The sequence below is a fragment of the Nonomuraea sp. NPDC003804 genome (assembly GCF_040610675.1).
Lineage (GTDB): Bacteria > Actinomycetota > Actinomycetes > Streptosporangiales > Streptosporangiaceae > Nonomuraea.
The window spans coordinates 202,476-226,112 of record NZ_JBEXMT010000008.1 but is presented as its reverse complement, the minus strand read 5'-3'; the positions used below and the strand labels follow the sequence as shown (position 1 = coordinate 226,112).

The window sequence follows — 23,637 nt, the reverse complement described above, 5'->3', positions numbered from 1 at the left end:
ATGTCGGTGGTCACCGTCACCGTGGCCGACTCAGCCGTCGCCGAGTCGATGGTGATGGTGACGCCGTTGGCGTTCACCGACTGGACGGGTTCCCGGTTGCCGAGGTCGCGCAGCAGGACTTGACCGGGCTTCGTCGCCTCACCTGTCCGAGGTGCCGGCCTCCCTGATGCGGTGTCGGGCCCGCTCGATCTCGTTGATGTGGTCCTCCGTCCATCGTCTGAGCGCGCTGATGGGCTCGGCGAGGCTCCGGCCGAGCTCGGTCAGGTCGTACTCGACCCGAGGCGGGATGGTCGGGTGCACCGTCCGGGTGATGAAACCGTCGGCTTCGAGACCGCGCAGGGTCTGGGTGAGCATCTTCTGCGAGACGCCCTCGATGCGGCGGCTCAGGTCGGTGTAGCGCATGGTGCCCTGGAGGAGGGCGTCAACCACCAGGATCGTCCACTTGCCCGCGATGTGGTCGAGGACCTGGCGGGTCGGGCACTTCGCGGAGTAGACGTCGGCCGGCAGGCCCGAGGATTCCACCACAGCACTCATGAAAGGAGAGTAGCGCACTAAAAGGTGCCGTCTTCCGAAAAGTTCGTGACTCTCCAATAGTGAGTATCATGACGAACCACCTCATGCCCACCATGTCCGTCGCCGACGCCATCCGCACCCGGCGTACCGTACGCCACTACCGGCCCGACCCCGTGCCCAGGACCGCGCTGGACACCCTGCTGGAGCTCGCCGTCCAGGCACCCACCAGCTGGAACCTGCAGGACCGGTCGATCGTCGTGGTCACCGACGACGATGGCCGCAAGGGACTGACCTGGGCCACGGACGGCCAACCCCAGCCGCAGGAGGCACCGGTGATCCTCGTCTTCGTGGCCGAGCCGCAAGCCTGGCGCGACGACCACAGTGACGTCTACGAGCAGGCCCGCGGCAACGGCGCCTGGAATGAGGAGTTCATCGCGATGTTCTCGGAGGCCTCGCGGGCGTTCCAGGAAGGGCTCGACCGGCGCGGCCTGCTGCGCGAGTACGCGATCAAGGACGCGATGATCGCGGCCTCGTTCGTGATGCTCGCCGCGACCGAGATGGGCCTGGCCACCTCACCGATGAACGGCTGGGACGAGGACAGGGTGAAGAAGGTGATCGGGATCGACGATCGCGACGACCTCGCCATCGCCCTGCTGGTGTCGGTCGGCTACCCGGCCGGGCAGCCACGCCATCCCGGCCGTCGCGCACTGGCCCGCAACGTCTTCCACGAGCGGTACCCCGCCTGAGCTCCGGGCGGGCGGGCACGTGCCGCGTAAGACACGGGAACGCGTTGGAGCCTGTGAGGCCTACGTTCCCGCCCCCCTGAGCGGAGCGCGACAAGTCCGTTTCGCGGTCACCCGTGCCCCGGGACGCCCTCACCACCTTCCGAGGACGCCAGACACTACTGGCTCAGTGGGACCTCCAGCCAGTCCCGCGGGTTGAACGGGCTGCTGTCCGCAGGCACTCAACGGCCGGCTGGATGAGGGCCGGATGCTCGGTCAGCCACTGGTTTGCCCTCAGTGCGATGTCCACGCGGATGGCCCGTTCCATGGACTGCAGGGCCAGAGCGTTGGCGGTGGCGGCTGCGGCGTCCTTCCCCGCGGCGGCATGAAGCCGTGAGAAGAGAAGGAGCACGATCAGCAGACCGGCCGATTCGACGAGCGGGGCGGGGCGCCGCCCACCCATACTCCCGGCACGTACGGCTGAGCGGGCACGCGTCACCAGGCGCGATAATCGGCCGACCGCCATCTCACGCGGGTTCACGCGGGTCACACTAACGCGGACAACAATGCGCACGTCTTTGACGGCACCGTGATCGTCGCATTCACTCCCCAGACAGAACCTCTCTCGACGGCCTCGGTGACGCCGGCGTCTTCGGCGGCCCGCAGGTGCTCGTGCCCGGCGGCGACGTGCTGAACAAACCTCGCCACCCTGCAGGAGCGCGTCGGCTTCAGTCGTCCGATGCGGCCGCCATGGCCATCTACGTCTTCCTCTACCCATCCATGGAGTGACTCCTGTGGGGTGGCGTGGGGCGTTGGCCAGGACGCTACACCCAGTCTTGCAAGAGTTCAATGAAAGTTTTCGCTCGATCAAGCCATTCATGCCGAGGGCCGGCCGCCTCGCCCGCGTACGCGCATGGGCACGCGCGAGGGTAGCCGCCCTCCCCCAACTAAACAACTGTTGACATTGATCTTTGTGAAGCACTCAATAGGCCCCATAGTTCAACATCTTCCAACGCATCGCTCCGGCTTCCTCGCCGAAAGGAATCGATGTCAGATGCGCCGCCTCACCCATGCGCTCCTGGCCTTACTGGCTTCAGCCCTGGCCGTATCCGCCGTCCCCGCATCACCCGCCGAAGCGGCGGGGCCGTACGTTGTCGAGGCCGAGAGCATGGCGCTGTCCAACTTCTCGACCGCCAGCGTCGAGCACACCTTCAACGGCACGCCGGTCGAGACCGTGAATTACATCCAGGGCGTTTCCGGCCAGTCGAGCAGCGCCACCAAGGCATTCAGCGGCGCCGCCGGCACCTACGACCTCATCACGCGCTACAACGGCAAAACCGCGGGCGGAGTCACCTACACGCTCGCGGTGAACGCCACCACCGTGGATTCATGGGCCACGGCGCAGCGAAATGGTCGCGACTACACCGACCCCGCGAACATCGACACCCACACGTCGAGCAAGATCTCGCTCAACAACGGTGACACCATCAAGCTGACGGCCGCGTCCGCCGGCGAGACACCGCGCGTCGACAAGATCACGATCCAGGAGCACGTGGGTCCGCCGACCAGCACGCTGAGCATCGATTCGCCGAACGCGGCACTGAACGAGGGCTTCACCTGGGGCAAGAACCGGGCTCTGGGCATGACGTTCTACCCCGGGAACCCGATGATGGGGCACGAAGCCGAGTGGTGGCGGCTGAAGGATTCCACGCACACCACGGTGGTGCCCGGCTACTGGGGCTCCTACGTGAACCGGGAGGCCTTCTACAACAGGGACATCGCCCACCAGTCGGATGGCGCGCACGCGCTCGGCCTGGACAACGAGACCTTCGCGATGCTGAAGACGTTCGCCGGCGATGCCGACGATCCGGGCCAGAACGGCTGGCCGCTCTGGGCGCACAGCTCCTACGGGAGCATGTATTACGTCGACGGCACGGGATTCCGGGAACTGCCTTCGCCGTTCAACGTGATGGCCAAGGCCTACAAGCAGTACCAGTGGACGGGAAACCAGAACTGGATCAACGATCCGACCCTCTCGGCGTACTACGACTCGACCATGGGTTCGTTCCTGACCAACCACGAGGTGACGTGGAACGACGCGAACCCCTCCAGCGAGCAGCCGGTCGCGAGGATGCAGCCCGGCGAATACACGGCGACATTCTTCGAGTTCCCGAACGAACATCTCGTCTCCGCCGCCGACGCGCTGGGCTACCAGTACCAGTCGATGATCGCGTATTCGGCGATCCTGAAGGAAAAGGGCGACAACGCCAACAGCGCGAAGTGGGCCCAGCGCGCCCAGCGGGTACGCGACCACTTCGAGCGAAACTGGTGGGACTCGGCGACCAACCGCTACATCCGCGGCAAGGACGCCGACGGCAAGGGTTACAGCAGTTGGGGACATGAGGCCAGCTTCCTGATGATGCTGACCGGGTTGGGCGACCACGGCGCCAGGACCAGCGACTACCTGGACTTCATCGCCGCAAGCGACGACGACCTGAATGTCGAGGCGACCTCCTATCTGCCGGAGATGTACTACCAGTACAACCGGCCTTCAGAGGGTTGGGCGTGGCTCAAGAAGCTCATGGCCGACAAGAACGGATATCCGGAAGTTTCGTTCATGGTGGTCAGCAGCATCATCGACGGCATGATGGGCGTGCAACCGGACGCCCCGCACAACAAGGTGACCACCGTCCCGCGGTTGACCGCTGAGGTGCCGTGGGTGGAGATCAACCACCTCAAGGTCGGCGGCAACGACCTCAAGCTCAAGCACACCGGCACGACGGCCTCCACGCTGACCAACAACTCCGGCTCCACCATCACCTGGGAAGCCCAGTTCTACGGGACCCTCTCGTCGATCAGCGTGAACGGCACCCCGCAGACGCCGCAGACCAAGTCGCTGTACGGCCGGACGGTCTCGTACGTGGCGGTGCCGGTGGCCGCCGGCGCGTCGGTGACCGCGACCGCCGGAAGCGCAGGGGGTGACACCACGGCTCCCACCGCGCCGACCGGCCTCGCGGCGAGCAAGGTGACCTCGAACAGCGTGGATCTGAGCTGGGGGGCGTCGACCGACAACGTCGGCGTGACCGGCTACGGCGTCTACCGCGGCACCACGCTGATCGGTTCGTCGACGGGCACGAGCTTCACGGCGACCGGCCTTTCCGCCTCGACGCCATACACGTTCACGGTGAAGGCGAAGGACGCGGCGGACAACACGTCGGCGGCCGGCGACGCGGTCAATGTCACCACGGCCATCAGCGGAAACGGCCAGACAGCCGATCTCAGCGATCTCACCTGGGTCAGCGCCGTGACCGATTTCGGCACTGTTCAGAAGAACAGAAGCGTCGGGTCGAACCCCATCAAGCTGGCCGGGACTTCCTACGCCAAGGGCATCGGCACGCATGCCAACAGCGCCATCACCTACACCTTGAACGGCGGGTACGCGAAGTTCCAGGCGGAGGTCGGCGTGGACGACGAGGTCTCCGCGGGCGCGACGGTCAGGTTCGAGGTCTGGGGCGACGGCGCCAAGCTGTACGAGAGTCCGTCGGCACTGACGGCCTCAAGCCCGACCCAGTCCGTCGACGTGAGCATCGCCGGGGTGACCTCGCTGGTGCTGAAGGTGACGGACGCGGGAGACGGGATCAACAGCGACCACGCCGACTGGGCGAACGCTCGACTTGTCAGTGCGGACACCCAGGCGCCGGCAGCGCCGACCAACCTGGCGTCGAGCAACGTCACGTCGAGCAGTGTCCAGCTGACCTGGACGGCGCCGAACGACAACGTCGGGGTGACGGGCTACGACATCTACCGCGGGACGGCGCCGGCCGGCTCGTCCACGGGCACGAGCTTCACCGCGACCGGGCTGTCGGCCGCGACGTCGTACACCTTCACGGTGAAGGCGAAGGACGCCGCCGGGAACGTGTCGGGTGCCAGCAACGCGGTCACGGTCACCACCTCCGGCGGCGCCGCGGTGTTCCTCAGCGATCTGAACTGGACCGGTACCCCCACCATCGGGTGGGGCACCCTTCACAAGGACCGGAGCGTCGACGGGCACACCATCACCCTGAACGGGACCACGTACGCCAAGGGGCTGGGCACGCATGCGACGAGCAGCATCACCTACCTCCTGAACGGCGCCTATTCCCGGTTCCAGTCGGATGTCGGGGTCGATGACGAGGTCGGCGCGAACGCGACGGTCACGTTCGAGGTCTGGGGCGACGGCGTCAAGCTGTACGGGAGTCCATCGGCGATGACTCCCTCCAGCGCGGCAGCCTCCATCGACGTCAGCGTGGCCGGGGTGACCTCACTGGTGCTGAAGGTGACGGACGCGGGAGACGGGATCAACAGCGACCACGCCGACTGGGCGGGAGCGAAGCTGGCGTCATGATGCGCAGGACCCGGCGGGGAGCCCTTCCAGGGCGACCCGCCGGAGTCGCGCCCACGACGGCCCGTTCCTCGCGCCGATGCCGCTGGTGAGCGCGGCGACGCTCCGCCGTGCTAGCCCTGTGCGGCGCGCTTCGCGGCATGGGCCTGCCGCCACTCCTCGGCCGCCTGGATCATGGCCTGGCCGACGTGCTCGAAGAAGTGGCCGATGTCGTGCATCCGCGTGCCGGCGGGTGTGGTCGTGCCAAGGACCTGGGCACCTTGACGGGCGAAGTCGGCCAGCAGGGTGTTCTGGCGGGCGCTGGCCATCCAGCCGCGGAACCACGCGTCGGCGTCGATGACGTACCGGTCGCGGCGGCGATGGGGGTCGCGTTCGCGCCTGATGAGCTCCTGCTGTTCGAGTTCGCCGACGGCCTTGGAGATGGAGGCGGGGCTGACCTGGAGGCGGCGGACGAGCTCGGCGGCGGTCATGCTGCCGCTGTCGGTGACGTACAGGCAGGTGAGCACGCGGGCTGTCATCCGCGGCAGCCCCGTGCCGACCATCATCGCGGTGAACTGTTCCTCCAGTTGGTGAACCGACTCGGGATCGCGCCCGTGCGCGTCGACGGCGGCGGGCGGAAGCTTGGCCGAGTTCGGCTTGCGGCGGCGGGCGCGTCCTTGGGTCGCCCGCTGTGCCTGGTCGGCCCGGTAGCCGCCGGCGCCGCCGTTGCGGGCCACTTCCCGGGTGATGGTGGAGATGGGCCTGCCCAGATCGCCGGCGATCTCGGTGTAGGTGAGTCCGCCGGCCAGCCCCTCGGCGATCTTCTGCCGGTCCTGGTGGGTCAGCCTGCCTCCGGGCATCGCTCCTGCCTTCCGTGTCACGTCTCGCGGTATGGCCAGTATTGCGTTCGCCGACACTCCATTGCAAGTCGCCAGCTTCGTTTTGCACTCACCTTCATCCTCATTGCAAGAGTTAATGGGCCCTGAGCTGGGACTATATGGCTATAAGCCACCTAGCTTGTTGCCGCTTTGGTGAAAGCAAGCTAGCTTTTAGTCATTCGCGAATGAGCGAACGGACTGCTCGCAAACTGCCGAGCCGTGATCGGAGCCCCCTCATGACTTCCCTCCTCACCCCTGTGCGCACCTGGCACCGTCCCTTGGTGGTCTGCGCGCTCCTCATGCTGGCTGTGATGCTCGCCGCCGGTGTCGGGCTCGTCGTCGACGGCCGGACCCTGCTGGATGAGCCGGTGTGGGTCAAGCCGCTGAAGTTCGGCTTCGCCTTCGCTCTCTACGCAGGCACGCTGGCCTGGCTGCTGACCAGGCTGCGCAAGGGCAGGCGGCTGGGCTGGTGGATCGGCACCGTCTTCGCGCTGGCCGCGACCGTGGAGGTCGGCGCCATCACCGCCCAGGCGGCGCGCGGTACCTTCAGCCACTTCAACGCCGATCAGAGCGATCGGGTCACGCTGGCTCTGGTGCCCATCCTCACCTACGGCGTGATGATCATCCTGGTCACGCAACTGATCCTGGCGGTCGTCGTGCTGATCCAGCGCACCGGCGGGGCCGCGGTGAACCGGGCGATCCGCGCCGGGCTGGCGCTGGCCGTCTTCGGCATGCTGGTGCCGGTCTACTGGCTGGTCGCCGAGATCCACCCCCGCACGGTGACCGACGCCAACGGTGCCCGGATCCCGATGTACCAGGGCCACGGCATCGGCGACCCGGACGGCCACGGCATGCCTCTCACCGGCTGGAGCGTCACCGGCGGCGACTTCCGGGTACCGCACTTCGCCGCCCTGCACGGCATCCAGGTGCTGCTCCTGCTCACCGCGGTGCTGGCCGCCCTGGCCGCCAAGCACGCCTGGCTGCGCGCCGAGAAGGTCCGTGCTCGCCTCGTCGGCTGCGGCGCCCTCGGCTACACCGGGTTGGTCGCGGCCGTGACCTGGCAGGCCTGGCGCGGCCAGTCCCTGATCCACCCGGACAGGATCACCCTTCTCGCCGTGGCCGCGGTGCTGCTCCTCACGGCGGCCACCACCGCAGGGGTGATCGTCACCGCCAGGCGCGCGGGCGCCGTACCCGCCGAAACCCCCGAGCGCCGCCGGCCGGCGCACTGACGGCCTCCCCTGACCTTGAGAACCGAACGTCCAAAGGAGAACTGACATGACACCGTCCGCTTCCGCCAAGGGCGGGCTGTTCCTCGCCACCGTGTTGATCGCTGGGGGCGTCCTGACGGCACCCGCGACAGCCGCATCGCCCGCTTCCGACCACGCCGGCGTACAACGCGCTCTCGACAACGCCGTGGCCCACGGTGGCGCTCCGGGCATCGTCGCCGAAGTCCGCGACCGCCGCGGCAGGTGGTTCGGTTCGGCAGGCGTGGCCGACACCAGGACCGGCCGCAAGCGTCAGCCGCACGAGCGGTTCCGGATCGGCAGCACCACCAAGGCGTTCACCGCCACCGTGGTCCTGCGGCTGGTGGCCGAGGGCAGGCTGAGCCTGGACGACACCGTGGAGCAGTGGCTGCCCGGTCTGGTCGCGGGCAACGGTTACGACGGCCGTGAGATCACCGTCCGGCAGCTGCTCAATCACACCAGCGGCATCTTCAACTACGGCAACGACGAGAAGTTCTTCGCCAAGGGCGTGGGAGCCGCCTGGTTCGAGCACCGCTACGACACCTACACCCCCGAGCAACTGGTCGAGATCGGCCTGGCCACCCCGCCCCGTTTCAAGCCGGGCACGAGCTTCCTCTACTCCAACACCAACTACTTCCTGGCCGCCATGATCGTCGAAAGGGCCACCGGCAGGACCTTCGCCCAGGAACTCACCAGGACCGTCATCCGCCCCCTGCGCCTGACCGGCACGTCACTGCCAGGCACCGACCCCAAGATCCGCGGCCCTCACCCGACGCATTACTCCACCCTGTTCTCCTCCGACCCCAAGCCCGAGATCCACGACGCGACCGAGATGAACCAGTCCTTCGCCTGGGCCGCAGGCGGCATCATCTCGACCACCGGTGACCTGCAGCGCTTCTTCGGCGAGCTGCTCGGCGGACGCCTGCTGCCCGCAGCCCAGCAACAGGAGATGTTCACCACCGTCGAGACCAAGGGCCCCGTCCCGTGGATCCCCGGCACCCGCTACGGCCTCGGCGTCTTCTCCCAGAGGCTGCCGTGCGGCGTCACCGTCTGGGGCAACGCCGGCGCGACCTACGGATCGTGGACCTACGCCATGGGCACCCGCACCGGCAACCACCTGCTGACCAGCCAGGTCAACGGCGACTGGAGCGGCCTGAGCGTCTTCACCGACACGCTGTCGGCCGAGTTCTGCCCGGCCAGGTCCCGATGACCCGCGACCACGCCGTAGGACTCGTGGCGCCCCGTTCATCGCGGAGTCCCAACGGGACGCGCCAATGTTGGCCGGCCGGACAGCGCCACGCCCGCCGCGCTTCGCCATGCTGGAGCGATGCGCCGATCAGGAAATGAAGATGCCGCCGCAGCCGCGATGATCGCCGACATCGAGCGGCTCGTGCGCTGCGAGTCCCCGTCCGAGGACCTGGCCGCGGTCACCCGCAGCGCCGAGGTGGTCGCCGAGGTCGGCGCCCGGCTCCTGGGCGCGGAAGGGGAGCGGGTGGTGGTGGACGGCCACACCCACCTGCGCTGGCGGTTCGGCGGCGAGCCCCGGGTGCTGCTGCTCGGGCACCACGACACGGTGTGGCCGGTCGGCTCGCTGCGGACGCATCCCTTCGAGGTCCGCGACGGGCTGCTGCGCGGGCCCGGGTGCTTCGACATGAAGGCCGGGCTGGTGATGGCCTTCCACGCGCTGGCGGCGCTGGACGACCTGGACGGCGTGACCCTGCTGGTCACCGGCGACGAGGAAACCGGGTCCCTCTCCTCGCGCGAGCTCATCGAGGACGAGGCCCGCGGGTGCTCGGCCGCGCTGGTCCTGGAGGCCGCCGGGCCCGGCGGAGCCCTGAAGACCGCGCGCAAGGGCGTCTCCCGCTACGAGGTGCTGGTGCGGGGACGGGCCGCGCACGCGGGACTGGAGCCGGAGCGCGGCGTCAACGCCTCGGTGGAACTGGCCCGCCAGGTCGTGGCCGTGGCCGGGCTGGGCGATCCCGCGCTGGGCACGACCGTCACCCCGACCCGCCTGGAGGCGGGCACCACGGTGAACACCGTGCCCGGGTCGGCGCGCTTCGAGGTCGACGCCCGGGTCTGGGAGGCCGCCGAGCAGATCCGCGTCCACACCGCGATGCTGGGCCTGCGGCCCGCGCTGGACGGCGCCGAACTGGTGATCAGGGGCGGTCCGAACCGGCCTCCGCTCCAGGCCGCGGCGTCGGCGGACCTGTTCGAGCGGGCCCGCCGGCTCGCGGCGACGCTCGGGATCGGCCCGCTCACCTCGCTCGCCGTCGGCGGCGCCTCGGACGGGAACTTCACCGCGGGAGTGGGCACGCCGACCCTCGACGGGCTGGGCGCGGTCGGCGGCGGGGCGCACGCCGACGACGAGCACGTGGTCGTCGCGGAGCTCACGGGGCGGACGCGGCTGCTCGCCGCCCTGGTCGCCGAACTGCTCGCAAGCGCGGAAGTTGTCCACTCGGACGAACCGGGAGCCGTCCTCCCGTGCCCGCCGACCAGCTGCAGGGCCTGACCGGCTGGAACCATGGCCGGCGTGACTGATCTCATCCGCGACCGTCGCGGGTCCGGGCCCGTCGACCTGGCGTACGCCGCAGCCGAGGCGGCCGCGCGAAGCGCGGGCATCCACATCCGCCCTTTGGACAGCGTCGTCGAGCTCGAGGCCGTCCGCCGCCTGTACGAGCGCATCTGGCGTACCGGTGAGAACAACCCGCCGGTGACGGCCGACCTGCTGCGGGCGATGGCGAAGGCGGGCAGCTACGTCAGCGGCGCCTTCGAAGGGGACGAGCTGGTGGGCGCCTGCTTCGGCTTCTTCTCCCCGCCCGCGCGCGAGGCCCTGCACAGTCACATCGCGGGGGTGCTGGCGCGCGTGCAGGGACGCAACGTCGGCTTCGCGCTGAAGCTGCACCAGCGCGCCTGGGCCATGTCGCGTGGCGTCAGCGAGGTGTGCTGGACCTATGACCCGCTGATCCGGCGCAACGCCTACTTCAACATCACCAAGCTGGCCGCCGACCCGGACGAGTACCTGCCGAACTTCTACGGCCCGATGGACGACGACATCAACCGCAGCGACGACACCGACCGGGTGCTGGTGCGCTGGCGGCTGGAGTCGCACGCCGCCGTGGCGGCCAGCGCGGGCCTGCCCAGGCCGGCCGACGCGGCCTCCGCCCGCGCGGCGGAGGCGGCCGTGGCGCTGGACGTCTCTCCCAGGGGCGGGCCGGTCGCCTGCCGCGCCGACACGCGCACCGTGCTGGTCGGCGTCCCCGGGGACATCGAGACCTTGCGTGCCCACGACCCGGGGCTGGCCGCCCAGTGGCGTACGGCGCTGCGGGACGTGCTCGGCGAGCTGCTCAGCGAGGGCGCGCGGGTGCGCGGTTTCGACCGCGCGGGGTGGTACATCGTGGACCGGCGGGAATCGCCGTGAAGCTTTTCGGGGTTGGCAGTCGCCGGATGAGGTGACGGTCGCCCCGGAGTGGGTACCCCTCTCCTGAGCCCGGTCCGGCCCGACGAACCGGATAGCATCCTTTGGTCATGCAGAACGAACGCCGACCCACCCGCGCTGCGCTAGCTTCGGGCGCGTGCTTGTCCCCGTGACCAGCCTCCCGCGAGCCAGCCTCGCCCGCGTTCTGGAGGAACTCGGTTCTACCCTGCTCGACGTCGTCTGCGGCGATGTCGAGCAGGCCGGCGATGTCGGCGGCGTCGTCATCTACGACCCGCTCGACGAGCCCGAGCTACCGGGCCGCGCGCTGGTGTTCGGCGTCGGCCTGCACGACCCGGCCGACCTCGCCCGGGTGGTGACCCAGCTCGGCCGGCACGACGCCGTCGGCCTCGTGGTCCGCGCGCCGGTCGTGCCCGACGACGATCTGGTCGCGGCGGCGCGCGAGGCGGGGGTGACGGTCCTGTCCTTCGCGCGCGGCGCGTCATGGACGCACCTGGCGGGGATGCTCCGGTCGCTGACCGCCGAGGGCGGCGTGCTGGACGGCGCGGACGCGCACACGGTCGGCCGGATCAGTTCCGGCGACCTGTTCGCGGTCGCCAACGCCATCGCCGCGCTGCTCGACGCGCCCGTCACCATCGAGGACCGCAACTCCCGGCTGCTGGCCTTCTCCAGCCGGCAGGAGGAAGCCGACCACTCGCGGGTCCAGACGATTCTGGGCCGCCAGGTCCCTGAGCACTACACGCGCATCCTGGAGGAGCGTGGGGTGTTCCAGGCGATCTACCGCAGCGACCGGCCCGTCTACGTGGCGCCCCTGCCCGAGCCGGTCGACCCGGCGCTGCCGCCGGAGCTGCCCCGGGCGGCGATCGCGGTGCGGGCCGGGGACGAGATCCTCGGCACGATCTGGGTGGTCGTCCCCGAACCGTTGGACGAGGAGCGCAGCGAGGCGCTGTACGAGGCGTCCAAGCTGGTCGCCATGCACATGGTGTGGCAGCGCGCCGACGCCGACATGGAGCGGCGGCTGCGGGCCGAGCTGCTGAGCACCGCCCTGGAGAGCGGGCCGGGGGCGCTGGAGGCGGTCCGCCGCCTCGGACTGAAGGACGAGCCCGCGGTCGTCCTCGCGCTGACCGTCGTCGGCTCGGCGGCCGAGCACCCGCTGCCCGCCCAGTTGGCCACCGAGCGCAAGCGGCTGGCCGACGCCTTCGCCATGCACCTGTCCGCGGCGCACCCGCGGGCCGCCGCGGCGCTCATCGGCGACATCGCCTTCGGCGTGCTGCCCCTGCCGCAGAGCAGGGAGCAGAACCGCGAGGACACCGAGGAGCGCGCGGTGTGGATCGCCGCCGAGTTCCTGGCCCGCGTCGGCTCGCGGCTGCGCCCGCTGATCGGGGTCGGGCCGCTCGCCGCTGACAGCTCGGCGCTCGCCCGGTCACGGTCGGGGGCCGAGCGCGCCCTGCGCGTCCTGCGCTCGGGGGTCGGTGGGCAGCAGGTGGCCCGCCTGGACGACGTGCACGTCGAGGCACTGCTGATCGAGCTCGCCGACCTTGTCCCGCGCGGCGACATCCCCAGCGGGGCCGTCGCACGCATCGTCGCCTACGACAAGGAGCACCAGACCAGCCTGGTCGCGACGCTCCGGGCCTGGCTCGACGCTTTCGGCGACGTCGCGGTGGCCTCGGCCGCGATGTACGTGCACCCCAACACCTTCCGCTACCGGCTGCGCCGGGCCGCCGAGGTCGGCAGGCTCGACCTCGGAGACCCGGGCGCGCGGCTGTCGGCCATGTTGCAGCTGCGCCTGATGTCGATCAGGTCTGCCCCGGACGGCTGACGCCCCGCAGGCCGAGCGTGCCGATCAGGAACGCCAGCCACTCGACGTCCTGCGCGACGGCGACGTCGTGGGCGGTCGCCGCGCCGTGGCCGGCGTCCTCGAAGACGTGCAGCAGGATCGGCGCCACCCCTTGCTGCGCGGCCTGCAGGCGCGCGGCGAACTTGCGCGCGTGCCAGGGCCTGCACCGTGGGTCGGTCGCCCCGGCCTGCAGGTAGACCGCCGGGAAGACGCCGGGCTCGACCAGCTGGTACGGCGAGAGCCCGAGCAGCCGCCGCACCTCGGCGGGGTCGTCCGGGTCCGCCCACGCCTTGCGGATGACGAAGTCGAGGTAGGGGTCGCGGGTGCCGCCGATGAGGTCGAGCAGCGGCGCCCTCGGCAGGACCGCACGCCACAGCTCGGGCCGCCGGGTGACGGCGATCCCGCACATGAGGCCGCCGTCGGAGCCGCCGGTCAGCGCGAGCCGGTCGGAGGTGGTCAGGCCCGTGGCGAGGAGGTGCTCGGCGACCGCGACGAGGTCGGCGTCGCGGACGTGCTTGCGCTCCCGGTGCGCGGCCAGGTACCAGTCGCGGCCGAACTCGCCGCCACCGCGCAGGTACGCCTGGACCAGCACGCCTCCTGCCGCGACGAAGGCGGCCAGGTCGGGCTGGTACTGCGGCAGGAGCGGCACGTTGGCCGCGCCGTACGCGGAGATCAGCACCGGGGCCGGCGCACCGGCGGCGCCGCGCACCACGTGGTACGGCACGGCGACGCCGTCCGGTGCGAGGGCCTCGCCCTCCTCCAGCACGGCGTCGAGGACGACCGCGGGGGGCGTCAGCGTCTCCGGTTCCGTCTCGCCGGGCCGGTGCCGGTAGACGCCCCACGAGCTGGTGAGGGTGGAGAAGGCGAAGACGAAGTCGGCCGCGGGCGTGCCGGTGGCCAGGGCGGTCAGCGGGAAGAAGGGCGCGGCGAGCGCGCCCCTGCCGGGCAGGGGGACCTCGCCGGTGACGGCTCCTGAGCGGTCGAGGATGCGCACCCTGGCGAAGGTCCGGTCGAACTCGCTGAGGTAGAGGTGCTCGCCGACCGGGGTGAGGGAGCGCAGCACCGTGTCACCCTCCGGGACGAGCTCGGTCCATCCGGCCGGGTCGCCGGGGTCGGCCGCGTCGAGCGGGATGGCGACCACCCTGCCGCGTGGGGCGTCGACGTCGGTGACCGCGATGTAGCGGTCGCCCACGACGTGCCCGGCGATCGTCCCCGTGCAGCCGGTGACGAAGGGCCGCCAGGCCGTGTCGGGGCCGGACAGGTCGCGCACCGCGACCGGGACGGGGCTGCCCACCCGGTGGGCGGCGACGGCCCAGCGGCTGCCGGTCGACATCTGGACGAGCGTGTACTCGCGGGAGCCCTCGCCGACCGGGATCGGCTCCGGTTCGGTCGCGCCGCCGAGCCGGTGGAGGAAGACCGCCTGCCGGAACTCCTCCGGCGTACCGGTGAGCGCGAAGAAGTAGAAGCCCGTGCTGTCCGGCAGCCACGAGACGCCGCCCGCCCATGCGCTGTGCAGGATCTGCTCGGGCGCGCCGTCGAGCTGCCGCCCGGAGGCGACGTCGACGAGCCGGATGGTGTTGTGCTCGCTGCCGTCGGTGCACAGGCCGAACGCCAGGACGCGGCCGTCGGGCGCGGGCGCCAGCCAGGACACGACCGGCGGGTGCTCGCCCTCGCCGGATCCGGCCAGGTCGACGACTGTCCGCCCGTCTCCCAAGGGCGTGTCCGCGACGACCACCGCGGGCGCCGAGCTTCCTGGCTGAGCCACGACGCGGAACCAGCGGCCGGAGGCGTACTTGGGCAGGGCCGGGCGGGAGCCGGCGTCGTAGGCGCGGATCAGGTCGCGGACGGCCTCCGGGTCCTGGCCGGCGTAGACGGCGGCGGTGGCGAGCTCGGCCTGCCGCCGCTGCCACTGCCGTACCTCCTCGGTCTCCTTCTCCAGCCAGCGGTAGGGGTCGGGCACGCGCACGCCGGCGACGTCCTCGAAGACCTCGACGGTGCGGGCGGGCGGGTAGGAAGCGGTCACGGTGACTCCGGCTCTTGTGGGGGCAGGGCTCCGGTCTCGAACTCCGCGCGGAGCCGCTCGAACGCGCCGGGGACCCGGGTCACCCGGCGGACGTGGATGAGCGCGTCGTAGGCGGCGGGGAAGTCGTCGACGGGGTCGAGGCCGCCGGCGGCCAGCGTGCCGTCCACCCCTTCGAACAGCCCGGCCGGCTCATGGCGCAGGTCGACGGCGGCGACGGGCGGGCCGAGGCGCTCCAGCCGCGACTCGATGGCGTTCGGCGGCAGGATGCGCTCGTGGAGGGAGACGTCGCAGTCGAACGGGCGCGGCGAGCGCTGGGTGAAGCGCACCTCGGGGCCGGAGCCGTACGTCATCCCGATGACGACGGGATCATCGCCGAGCAGGCCGCCGAGCATCGGCCGGCCGTGCAGCGGCGTGCGCCTGACATGCGCGTTGTGCGCGCTCACGACGACCCGCTCCTCGCGCTCCAGGATCCAGCGCACGGTGTCGGCCATGAACACGTCACGCGGGTACGGCCCGGCGTCCGGCCCGTCCAGCTCGGCGAGAAAGGCCCCGATCGAGGCCCCGCACCGGCGCACGACCCCGTCGTCGTGCGCCGCCGTACGCTCCACCAGGTCGCGGAGGCCGTCGAGCAGCCGGGTCCGCTCGGCGGCCGGCATGGCCTGGTAGCGGATCGCCGCCTCGGTCCGGCCGCCCAGGTCGCTGAGGCGACGGAGCTCCTTGTCGCCGGACAGCTCCGGCAGCCGGTCGAGGCAGGCGCGCACCGCCGGTCCGGGTGAGGTGGAGGAGCCGGGCAGGTCCATGCCGTAGAAGCTGACCTTCGTCGGGTTCGCGGCGTTCCACTCGCGCATCCAGGTCAGCTGTCGCCGCATCGGCTCGCACTCGCCGAACCGGTAGGTGATGCCGTCGCGGGCGACCGTCTCGACCTCGCCGGGCCCGCCGTGGATCCACGCGTCGACGGCCAGCCCCTCGGCGAAGCCCGACTCCATCACGAAGGCGGTGAACCCGTGCTCCTCCACGAGCAGGCGGAACAGCTCGTCCTTGAGCTCGTAGAACTCCGTGATGTTGTGCGCGCCCTCGCCGAGGGCCACCACCCTGGCGTCACCGGCCAGGTCTCGCACTAGCTGTGGAAGTACCATAGTTCCGGCGTGTACAGGAAGCTGATCAGGGCGTTGAACGACGACTGCGGGCCCGACAGGGTGTTCTTCCACACCACCAGCGTGTGCGGGGTCGGCAGGAAGAGCACCGGCAGGTCCTGGGCGAGGCTGGTCACCTCGGCCGACAGCGCCTTCTGGTCCGCCCCGAAGGTCGAGGCGCCGATCAGCTTGTCCACCTCGGCGTTCTTGTAGCTGCCCAGATTGAAGCTGCCCTCGGTGTTGAACACCGTGTTGCTGCTCGGGTAGCCGGCCGCCAGGTAGAGGGGGCCGTAGTCCTGCATCGCCCACTCGTTCTTGGTGGCGGGGGCGAAGGTGTTGCCGTAGTTGGCGTACATGTAGTTGAGCGACTTGGTCACGATCTTGACCTCTATGCCGAGCTTCTTGGCCGCTGAGGCGAAGGCGACGTCACGCGCGCCGACGAAGGCCGGGGAGCTGGCCGAGGCCAGGGTGAAGCTGATCGTCTGCCCCTGCGGGATGTCCGCGCCGCACTGGCCGGGCCCGGTTCCGGGACGCTCGCAGGTGGTGGCGCCGTTCGGCGCCACCTTCCAGCCGTTGTCGGTGAGCAGCTTCTCGGCGGCGGCCGGGTCGTAGGGGTAGGGCGGCTGGTCGCCGAAGGCGGGCGGGTAGGGGGATCCGTTGCCCGCGGTGCTGTAGTTCGGGGAGGCGGCGCCGTTGTAGATGCCGCGGCTGGCGATGTAGCCCTGCTGGTCGACCAGCCGCTGCAGGGCCTGGCGGACGTACGGCTGCGCGATGACCTTGTCGAAGTTGTTGACGGTGTTCGCGAAGTTGATGACGAGCGAGTCGAACCGGGCCGGGGCGGGCGCGCCGTACACGTTGTAGCCCTTGGCCTTCAGCTGGCCGATCTGGGTGGCGAAGCTGGAGTCCAGCGTGCCGACGGTCAGGTTGCCGGCCTTGAACTGGTTGAGCACGGCGGCGGCGGAGGTGAAGGCCTTGAAGTCGATCTGGTCGAGCCGTGACTCCCCCGGCCCGCTGTAGGACTCGTTGCGCGCCAGGGAGAACGAGCCGGTCGTCGGGTCGAAGCTCTTGAGCCGGTAGGGGCCGTTGACGACCTGCCAGAGCGGGTTGCCGGCGAAGGTGGCCTGCGACTCCGACTCCTTGGTGAGGTACTTGTAGATCGCCTTGGCGTTCTTCGGCTGCTTGTAGTCGAGGTGCGGGCCGCCGGTGGCGGCGATGTTCCACTCGGTGGAGGGCAGCACGTACAGCAGCGTCAGCATGGACAGCAGGTACGACGGGTTGTACGCGGTCTCCAGCTTGAGAGTGAGCGTGTCAGGCGCGGCGGCCTCGGCGCTCACGCCGTCGGGGAACTGCCCGGGGGTGTAGAAGCTCCAGTTGGCCGGGCTCTCCTTGAGCGCGGCCTTGAGCAGGGCCAGGGAGAAGACGACGTCGTCGGCCGTGACCGGCTTGCCGGTGGACCACTTGTAGTCCTTCATCTTGATGGTCACGGTCTTGCGGTCCGGGCTGTAGACGGGCGGCTCGGCCAGGCTCAGCTCGGCGTCGGCGACCTGGTCGCCCTCGCCGCTGGGCCGGTAGAGAGAGCGCCACAGCTGGCCGCGGGCGATGACGGTCCCGTTGGCGGCCGCCGGCGGGTAGGGGTAGATGTAGTTGGGGCTGAGCCCAGGTGTCAGCGCGACCGTGGCGGTCCCACCCTGCTTGGGGGTGCCGGTCTGCACGGGCTTGGCGGTGTAGCTGCCGGCGATGTCCTTCGTCGTGTCCCCACCGCCGCCGCTGCACGCTGTGGCCAGCACGGCGACGGCGGCGACGGCGGCCACGGAGAGGCGGCCTCGGTGCTTCATTGATGGCTCCCTGGAGAAGTGTGCGGGGTGCGTTGACGATGCACCGGCGGCTTCGGCCCGTGTTCGGCGGTGCGGACAATTCCGCGCGCCCGCCTCCGTCCTGGCGAACAGGTCATCAGTCGGCCCGCCGCCCGACCGCGTCGCGGAGCGCGTCGGCGAGCAGGTTGAGCGCCAGCACGGTGAGGACGATGCAGCCGCCGACCGGATAGACCAGCCACCAGTAGTCGGCGGAGATGAAGGTGACGCCGCTGGCCAGCTGGCTGCCCCAGTCGGCGGTGGGGTAGGTCAGGCCGAAGCCCAGGAAGCCCAGGGCGGCCACGACCAGGACGGCGTCGGCGACCTGGAAGGTGATGGTGACGATGATGACGCCGAGCGCGTTCGGGATCAGGTGGGTGAGGATGGTCCGCCGGCGGGAGGCGCCCATCAGCTTGGCGGCCAGCACGAACTCCCTCACCCGCAGGGTCAACACCTCTCCGCGCACCAGCCGGGCGGAGACGAGCCAGGAGAACCCGCCGATGACGAGGCTCAGCGACAGCGCGTCGGCGTGGAAGCGGGCCGACAGGATCAGCACGAAGAACAGGAACGGGATCGACAACATGACGTCGACCAGCCGCATCATGAACCCGTCGACCACGCCGCCTGCCAGCCCCGCCACGGCCCCGTAGACGGTGCCGATCGTGGTGGCGACAAGCGCGGACAGCAGCCCGATCTGCAGCGACACCTGGCCGCCGGACATCAGCCGGCCGAGGACGTCGAAGCCGTTGGTGTCGGTCCCGAGCGGGTAGCCGGGGCCGGGCGGCAGCGCCGCGTTGACCAGGTCCACGTCGGTCTGGTTGGTCTGGTAGAACAGCGGCCCGAGGAAGCAGAACCCGGCGATGAGCAGCAGGAGCAGCCCGCCGGCCAGGCCGAGCGGATGCCGGCGCAGCCCGCGCAGGACCGACCGGGTCGAGACCCGGTTCCTGTCCGCCGACGTCTCGGCCTCGGGGGATGGAACGGCGGTCACGTCTGGTGCGGTCATGCGCTCAGCTCGATTCGGCGGTCGGCGGCCGCCACCGCGACGTCGGCGATGAAGTTGCCGGCCACGGTCAGGACGCCGCCGATGAGGGTGTAGGCCAGGAGCACCGGGTAGTCCTCGCGCTGCAGGCTGTTGAGGAACAGCAGGCCCAGGCCGGGATAGTTGAAGAGCGACTCGACGATCAGGTTGCCCGCCAGCAGCGTGGGGACGAGCGTGCCGACCAGCATGACCAGCGGCAGGCAGGCGTTGCGCAGCAGGTGGCGGGTGAGGATCAGCCGCTCGGGCAGGCCCTTGGCGCGCGCGACTCGCACGTAGTCCTGGCCGAGCTGGTCGAGGGCGGCGGAACGCTGGTACTGCGCGAAGATCGCGACGCTGGTGACGGCGAGGGTGATGACCGGCAGCGCCATCGCCCGCGGATCGGTGAAGACGACCCACGGCGAGTGCGACTGCGACGCCTCCGCCGGGAAGATCGGGATCGTCTGGCTGAAGACGGCGATCAGCAGCAGCCCGAGCAGGAACGACGGCGTCGCGTAGAGCACGTACGACGCCGCGGTGGCGACCCGGTCGACGAGGCTGTTGCGCCGGACCGCCTGCAGGATGCCGAGCGGGACCGCGACAAGCAGCGCGAGCACCAGCCCGGCCAGCGACAGCATCGCGCTGCGGCCGGCGTTCCGCGCCAGCAGCGCGCCCACGTTCTCGTTCAGCTTGTACGACCGGCCCAGGTCGCCCTGGAGCAGCTGGCCGAGGTAGCTGATGTACTGCACGACGACCGGGCGGTCGAAGCCGTGCTCCCGGTTGAAGTCCGCCACGGCCTCCGGCGAGGCGCGCTGCCCGAGGACGACACGTCCCGGGCTGTCCGACACCAGGTGCAGCATGAGGAAGACGACCGCGGAGATCCCGAGCAGGACGAGGAGCGAGACCGCCAGGCGGCGGAGCACGTACCAGGTCATGAGCGAGACTCCGCTCGGCGCAGTGGGTGGTGGCAGGCGACGTGGTGGGTGCCGGTGACCGGTGTCAAGGGGGGCTCCTTCTGGGCGCACAACTCGGTCGCCAGGGCGCACCGGGTGCGGAACCGGCAGCCGCTGGGCGGGTCGATGGGGCTTGGCAGCTCGCCTCGCACTCTCGTGGCCGCAGGGGGGCGCGGCGCATCGGGGTCGGCCTCAGGGATCGCGGCCAGCAGCCCCGCGGTGTAGGGGTGCGCGGCTGAGCCGTACACCTCCTCGGTGGTGCCGGTCTCGACCAGCTTGCCCAGGTACATGACGCCGACGCGGTCGGCCAGGTACCGCACCACCGCGAGGTCGTGCGAGATCACCACGCTGCTGAGCCCGCGCTCGAGCTGGATGCGGCGCATCAGATTGAGGACCTGCGAGCGGATGGAGACGTCCAGGGCGCTGACCGGTTCGTCGGCGACCAGTACCTTCGGGTCCAGGGCGAGCGCGCGGGCCAGGCCCACCCGCTGCCGCTGCCCGCCGGACAGCTCGTAGGGGTAGCGCTCCAGCATGCTCGCCGGCAGGCCCACGTCCCGCAGGAGCTCGCGGGCGCGGGCGGTGCGCTGGGCGCGGGTGCCGATCCCCTGGATGGCCAGGGGTTCGCGCAGGATCGTGCCGATGCGCATGCGCGGGTCGAGGGAGGCGTTGGAGTCCTGGAACATCATCTGCAACTGGGTACGGCGGGGCCCCAGCGTCCGGGCGCTCATCCGGGTGACCGGCTCGCCGTCGAAGATCACCTCACCGGAGGTGGGCCGGTCGAGAGCCACGAGCATGCGGCCCAGGGAGGACTTGCCGCAGCCCGACTCGCCGACGAGCCCGAAGGTCTCCCCCGCCGCCACCTCGAAGCTCACGCCCGAGACCGCCTTGACGGTGCGGCGGCCGCCGAACAGGCCGGCCCTGCCCGCCGGGTGCTCGCGCCGGAGGTCGACCACGCGCAGGCGCGGCTCCGTGACGACCGGCGCCGGGACGACCAGCCGCGCGCGGGCCCTGGCGGCCGGGCCGTCGGCGGGGTGCCAGCAGGCGTAGACGTGGCCGCCGGCCTCGGTCGCGGGCGGCGGGGGCTCCTGGCGGCACCGGTCGGTCGCGGCGGCGCAACGTGGCGCGAACGGGCAGCCCGCCTGGGTCACGGTCAGGTCCGGGGGCGCCCCGGGGATGCTGAAGAGCTCCTCGTGGCGGTCCTGCGTGAGCGACGGGATCGAGGAGAGCAGCGCCTGGGTGTAGCGGTGCCGTGTCCGGGCGAACAGCACGGGCGTCGGCCCGGTCTCGGCCACGCGCCCGGCGTACATCACCCCGACGCGGTCGGCATGCCGGGCGATCACCCCCATGTCGTGGGTGACCAGGATCATCGACATGCCCAGCCGGGACCTGAGGTCGTCGAGGAGGTCGAGGATCTCCGCCTGGATGGTGACGTCGAGCGCGGTGGTCGGCTCGTCGGCGATGACGAGCCGGGGCTCGCAGACCAGCGCCATCGCGATCATCACGCGCTGCCGCATGCCGCCGGAGAGCTGGTGCGGGAAGTCGTCCAGCCGCTCGGCCGGCCGCGGCAGCCCCACGAGGGCCAGCATCTCCTCGGCGCGGGCGCGCGCCTCCCGCTTCGAGGCGCCGCGGTGCAGCCGAACCGGCTCGGCGACCTGCTCGCCGATGCGCTTGGTGGGGTTCAGCGCGGTCATCGAGTCCTGGAAGACCATCGCCACGTCGTTGCCCCTGATCGCGCGGTACTGCGCGGCGGGCAGCCCGACGAGCTCCCTGCCGTCCAGGTCGATCGAGCCGGCGGTGACCCGGCCGCCGGCCGGCAGCATGCCCATGATCGCCAGACCGGTCATCGACTTGCCGGACCCTGTCTCGCCGACGATCCCCAGCGTCTCGCCTCGGTCGAGCGTCAGGCTGACGCCGGAGACGGGGCGGACGACCCGATCGCCCCGCCGGATCTCGACCGACAGGTCACGGATCGTCAGCACGCGGCCGCCATCCGCCTTCGTGGAACCATCGGCCGTGCTCAAGGCAGTGCTCACGGCAGTGCTCTCCCAATCCATTCGACGATAGTGGGACCCGATCCCCCTGGTGGTGTTCGTCACGTCGATCGAACCTTGACGCCCGCGTTCGTCCACCGGGACGAACTGATCGCCGCGAGCCGTCGCGGCGGGGCGGGAATCGTGAACGGCCAGGCGTTCTGTCCCGCCGGTCGCGTACCGAACCTCGCGGGACACAACAGCCAGGCGTTCAGGCCGGCGCGCGCCGGTCGGCCCGGCCGGTGTGCAGGTAGAGGGCGCGCCCCTGCCCGTCGTCTCCGAGGAAGGCGAGCGGCGCGCGGACGCCCCGCTCGGGTTCGGTCGGGAGCACCGAGTCGCCGCGCCAGGCGACCAGTTCGGTGCGGTACGGCGCCTCGTCCAGGTCGGCGGTGACGCCAAGGGGTACGCGGTCCAGCCACAGCCGCCCTTCGGCGTCCCGGCTCACCGTGGTCCGCGAGGTGCTCGACAGGTAGGTGCCGGCGTAGCGGGCGGCGTTCAACGGGGGCGCGGCCGGGTCCGGCCGGGGCGCCTCGCCCGGCTCGACGCCGGCGAGTTCGCCGAGCACGCGCCCGGCGAGCTCGCGGAAGACCGGCTTCGGTGAGCCGCCGTTGGTGAGGATCACCAGCGCCACGTCGCGCTCCGGGACCACGCGCAGGAACGCCGACTGGCCGATGGTGTTGCCGTCATGGCCGAAGACCGCCCGGTCGGGGCGGTGGAAGAGCTCCCAGCCGAGGCCCCAGCCGGTGCCCTGGTCGAGATCCGGCTGAGTGACCTGCGGCTGCCGCATCGCCCGGACGCTCTCCTGGCTGAGCACGGCGCGGCCGTCCGGCCCCAGGCCGCCGGCCAGGTGCATGCGGGCGAAGGCCAGCAGGTCGCGGGCGCGCATCGCCAGCATCGAGCCGGCCGGCGCGTTCGATCGGGCCAGCGCCCAGACGCGGGTGGGTTCGAGCGGGCCTCCGGGCTCCTGCTCGATGTGCCCGACCGCGGCGCGGTGGAGGATCGCGTCGTACGGGTCGTTCGCGGCGTGCGTCAGCCCCAGGGGCTCGAACAGGTGCGCCCGCATGCAGTCGTCGAACGGCCTGCCCCGGACGACCTCGACGATCCGGCCCAGCACGCAGAAGCCGGCGTTGTTGTAGGAGAACATCTCCCCGGGCTCGAACAGCTGCGGCACCTCGCGCAGGAGGTCGACGTACTTCTCGAGGCAGTCGTCGCCCTTGCCGGTGTCGGTGAAGATGTCGCCTTCGAAGCCCGCGACGTGACACATCAGCTGCCGTACGGTGATCCGCCCGGCCGCGCGCTCGTCGGCGATCACGAAGCCGGGCAGGTAGGCCCGCACCGGCGCGTCGAGGTCGAGCCTGCCCTCGTCGACCAGTTGCATGGCCAACGTCGTGGTCAGCACCTTGGTGATCGAGCCGATCTGGAAGAGTGAGTCGGCCGTGGCCTCGACGCCCGTGACGGTGTTGAGCACCCCGGCCGCGGCGTCGGCCGTCCCGTCGCCGGCGCAGACCGCCACCGCCGCCCCTGGTACCTGGTTCTCCGCGAGCAGATCCGGCAGCCGGTGCCGCAACCACGCAGCGATCTCATCCAGTTTCGACACCGATTTCCCCTCTGGTTTCCCCTCTGGCTGGTTTCCGGGGGAGCATAGG

Annotated in this window: 17 protein-coding genes; 8 read left to right on the top strand and 9 right to left on the bottom strand. The window is 70.8% G+C overall.

The genetic code is table 11. The features are described 5' to 3' along the window. Positions 1 to 123, top strand: a complete 123-nt coding sequence (locus ABZX22_RS13740; protein WP_354908255.1) for a hypothetical protein — start codon at positions 1 to 3, stop codon at positions 121 to 123. A 15-nt stretch (positions 124 to 138) separates the two neighbouring features. Here ABZX22_RS13740 and ABZX22_RS13735 read toward each other — a convergent pair whose 3' ends face one another. Then, complete coding sequence (locus tag ABZX22_RS13735; RefSeq protein WP_354908253.1) at positions 139 to 534, bottom strand: helix-turn-helix domain-containing protein; 396 nt, start codon at positions 532 to 534, stop codon at positions 139 to 141. Positions 535 to 602: 68 nt separating this feature from the next. Between ABZX22_RS13735 and ABZX22_RS13730 the strand changes: the two genes are divergently transcribed. Both ABZX22_RS13730 and ABZX22_RS13725 read left to right on the top strand, forming a co-directional pair. Then, positions 603 to 1,259, top strand: a complete 657-nt coding sequence (locus tag ABZX22_RS13730) for a nitroreductase family protein (RefSeq protein ID WP_354908252.1) — start codon at positions 603 to 605, stop codon at positions 1,257 to 1,259. Between the two features lie 1,030 nt (positions 1,260 to 2,289). Next, the gene (locus ABZX22_RS13725) at positions 2,290 to 5,619 is read left to right on the top strand and encodes an NPCBM/NEW2 domain-containing protein (protein WP_354908250.1); all 3,330 of its coding nucleotides are present in this window, start codon (positions 2,290 to 2,292) and stop codon (positions 5,617 to 5,619) included. A gap of 110 nt (positions 5,620 to 5,729) precedes the next feature. Here ABZX22_RS13725 and ABZX22_RS13720 read toward each other — a convergent pair whose 3' ends face one another. Beyond that, positions 5,730 to 6,455, bottom strand: a complete 726-nt coding sequence (locus tag ABZX22_RS13720; RefSeq protein WP_354908249.1) for a MarR family transcriptional regulator — start codon at positions 6,453 to 6,455, stop codon at positions 5,730 to 5,732. 254 nt (positions 6,456 to 6,709) lie between these two features. Here ABZX22_RS13720 and ABZX22_RS13715 point away from each other — a divergent pair, with 254 nt between their 5' ends. The 5 genes from ABZX22_RS13715 (at position 6,710) to ABZX22_RS13695 (ending at position 12,969) form a co-directional block, all read left to right on the top strand. Further along, positions 6,710 to 7,702 carry a hypothetical protein gene (locus ABZX22_RS13715; RefSeq protein ID WP_354908247.1) on the top strand — a complete coding sequence of 331 codons (993 nt, stop codon included), beginning with the start codon at positions 6,710 to 6,712 and terminating at the stop codon, positions 7,700 to 7,702. 46 nt (positions 7,703 to 7,748) lie between these two features. Then, positions 7,749 to 8,927, top strand: a complete 1,179-nt coding sequence (locus tag ABZX22_RS13710) for a serine hydrolase domain-containing protein (RefSeq protein ID WP_354908246.1) — start codon at positions 7,749 to 7,751, stop codon at positions 8,925 to 8,927. Between the two features lie 117 nt (positions 8,928 to 9,044). Next, positions 9,045 to 10,226, top strand: coding sequence for a M20 family metallopeptidase (locus tag ABZX22_RS13705; protein ID WP_354908244.1), 1,182 nt, complete (start codon positions 9,045 to 9,047; stop codon positions 10,224 to 10,226). Positions 10,227 to 10,247: 21 nt separating this feature from the next. Next, entirely contained in the window at positions 10,248 to 11,135 is an 888-nt protein-coding gene (locus ABZX22_RS13700; RefSeq protein WP_354908243.1) for a GNAT family N-acetyltransferase, read from the top strand. Positions 11,136 to 11,289: 154 nt separating this feature from the next. Then, positions 11,290 to 12,969, top strand: coding sequence for a helix-turn-helix domain-containing protein (locus ABZX22_RS13695; RefSeq protein WP_354908242.1), 1,680 nt, complete (start codon positions 11,290 to 11,292; stop codon positions 12,967 to 12,969). On the opposite strand, the gene ABZX22_RS13690 is transcribed toward ABZX22_RS13695, so the two are convergent. The 7 genes from ABZX22_RS13690 to ABZX22_RS13660 form a co-directional block, all read right to left on the bottom strand. Then, positions 12,947 to 15,010: a prolyl oligopeptidase family serine peptidase gene (locus ABZX22_RS13690; protein ID WP_354908240.1), complete on the bottom strand. Its 2,064-nt coding sequence runs from the start codon at positions 15,008 to 15,010 to the stop codon at positions 12,947 to 12,949. The two genes, ABZX22_RS13695 and ABZX22_RS13690, sit on opposite strands and share 23 nt — an antisense overlap. Continuing rightward, positions 15,007 to 16,128, bottom strand: coding sequence for an erythromycin esterase family protein (locus ABZX22_RS13685; protein WP_354908238.1), 1,122 nt, complete (start codon positions 16,126 to 16,128; stop codon positions 15,007 to 15,009). Before ABZX22_RS13685 ends, ABZX22_RS13690 begins: the two co-directional genes overlap by 4 nt. Then, complete coding sequence (locus tag ABZX22_RS13680; RefSeq protein WP_354908236.1) at positions 16,128 to 17,978, bottom strand: ABC transporter substrate-binding protein; 1,851 nt, start codon at positions 17,976 to 17,978, stop codon at positions 16,128 to 16,130. The genes ABZX22_RS13685 and ABZX22_RS13680 overlap by 1 nt, the downstream gene beginning before the upstream one ends. Before the next feature lie 115 nt (positions 17,979 to 18,093). Beyond that, positions 18,094 to 18,996, bottom strand: a complete 903-nt coding sequence (locus tag ABZX22_RS13675; RefSeq protein WP_354908234.1) for an ABC transporter permease — start codon at positions 18,994 to 18,996, stop codon at positions 18,094 to 18,096. Next, positions 18,993 to 19,943: an ABC transporter permease gene (locus ABZX22_RS13670; RefSeq protein ID WP_354908232.1), complete on the bottom strand. Its 951-nt coding sequence runs from the start codon at positions 19,941 to 19,943 to the stop codon at positions 18,993 to 18,995. The genes ABZX22_RS13675 and ABZX22_RS13670 overlap by 4 nt, the downstream gene beginning before the upstream one ends. Continuing rightward, the gene (locus ABZX22_RS13665; protein ID WP_354908230.1) at positions 19,940 to 21,940 is read right to left on the bottom strand and encodes an ABC transporter ATP-binding protein; all 2,001 of its coding nucleotides are present in this window, start codon (positions 21,938 to 21,940) and stop codon (positions 19,940 to 19,942) included. The genes ABZX22_RS13670 and ABZX22_RS13665 overlap by 4 nt, the downstream gene beginning before the upstream one ends. Positions 21,941 to 22,202: 262 nt before the next feature. Beyond that, entirely contained in the window at positions 22,203 to 23,588 is a 1,386-nt protein-coding gene (locus ABZX22_RS13660; RefSeq protein WP_354908228.1) for a serine hydrolase domain-containing protein, read from the bottom strand. Positions 23,589 to 23,637: the final 49 nt, after the last annotated feature.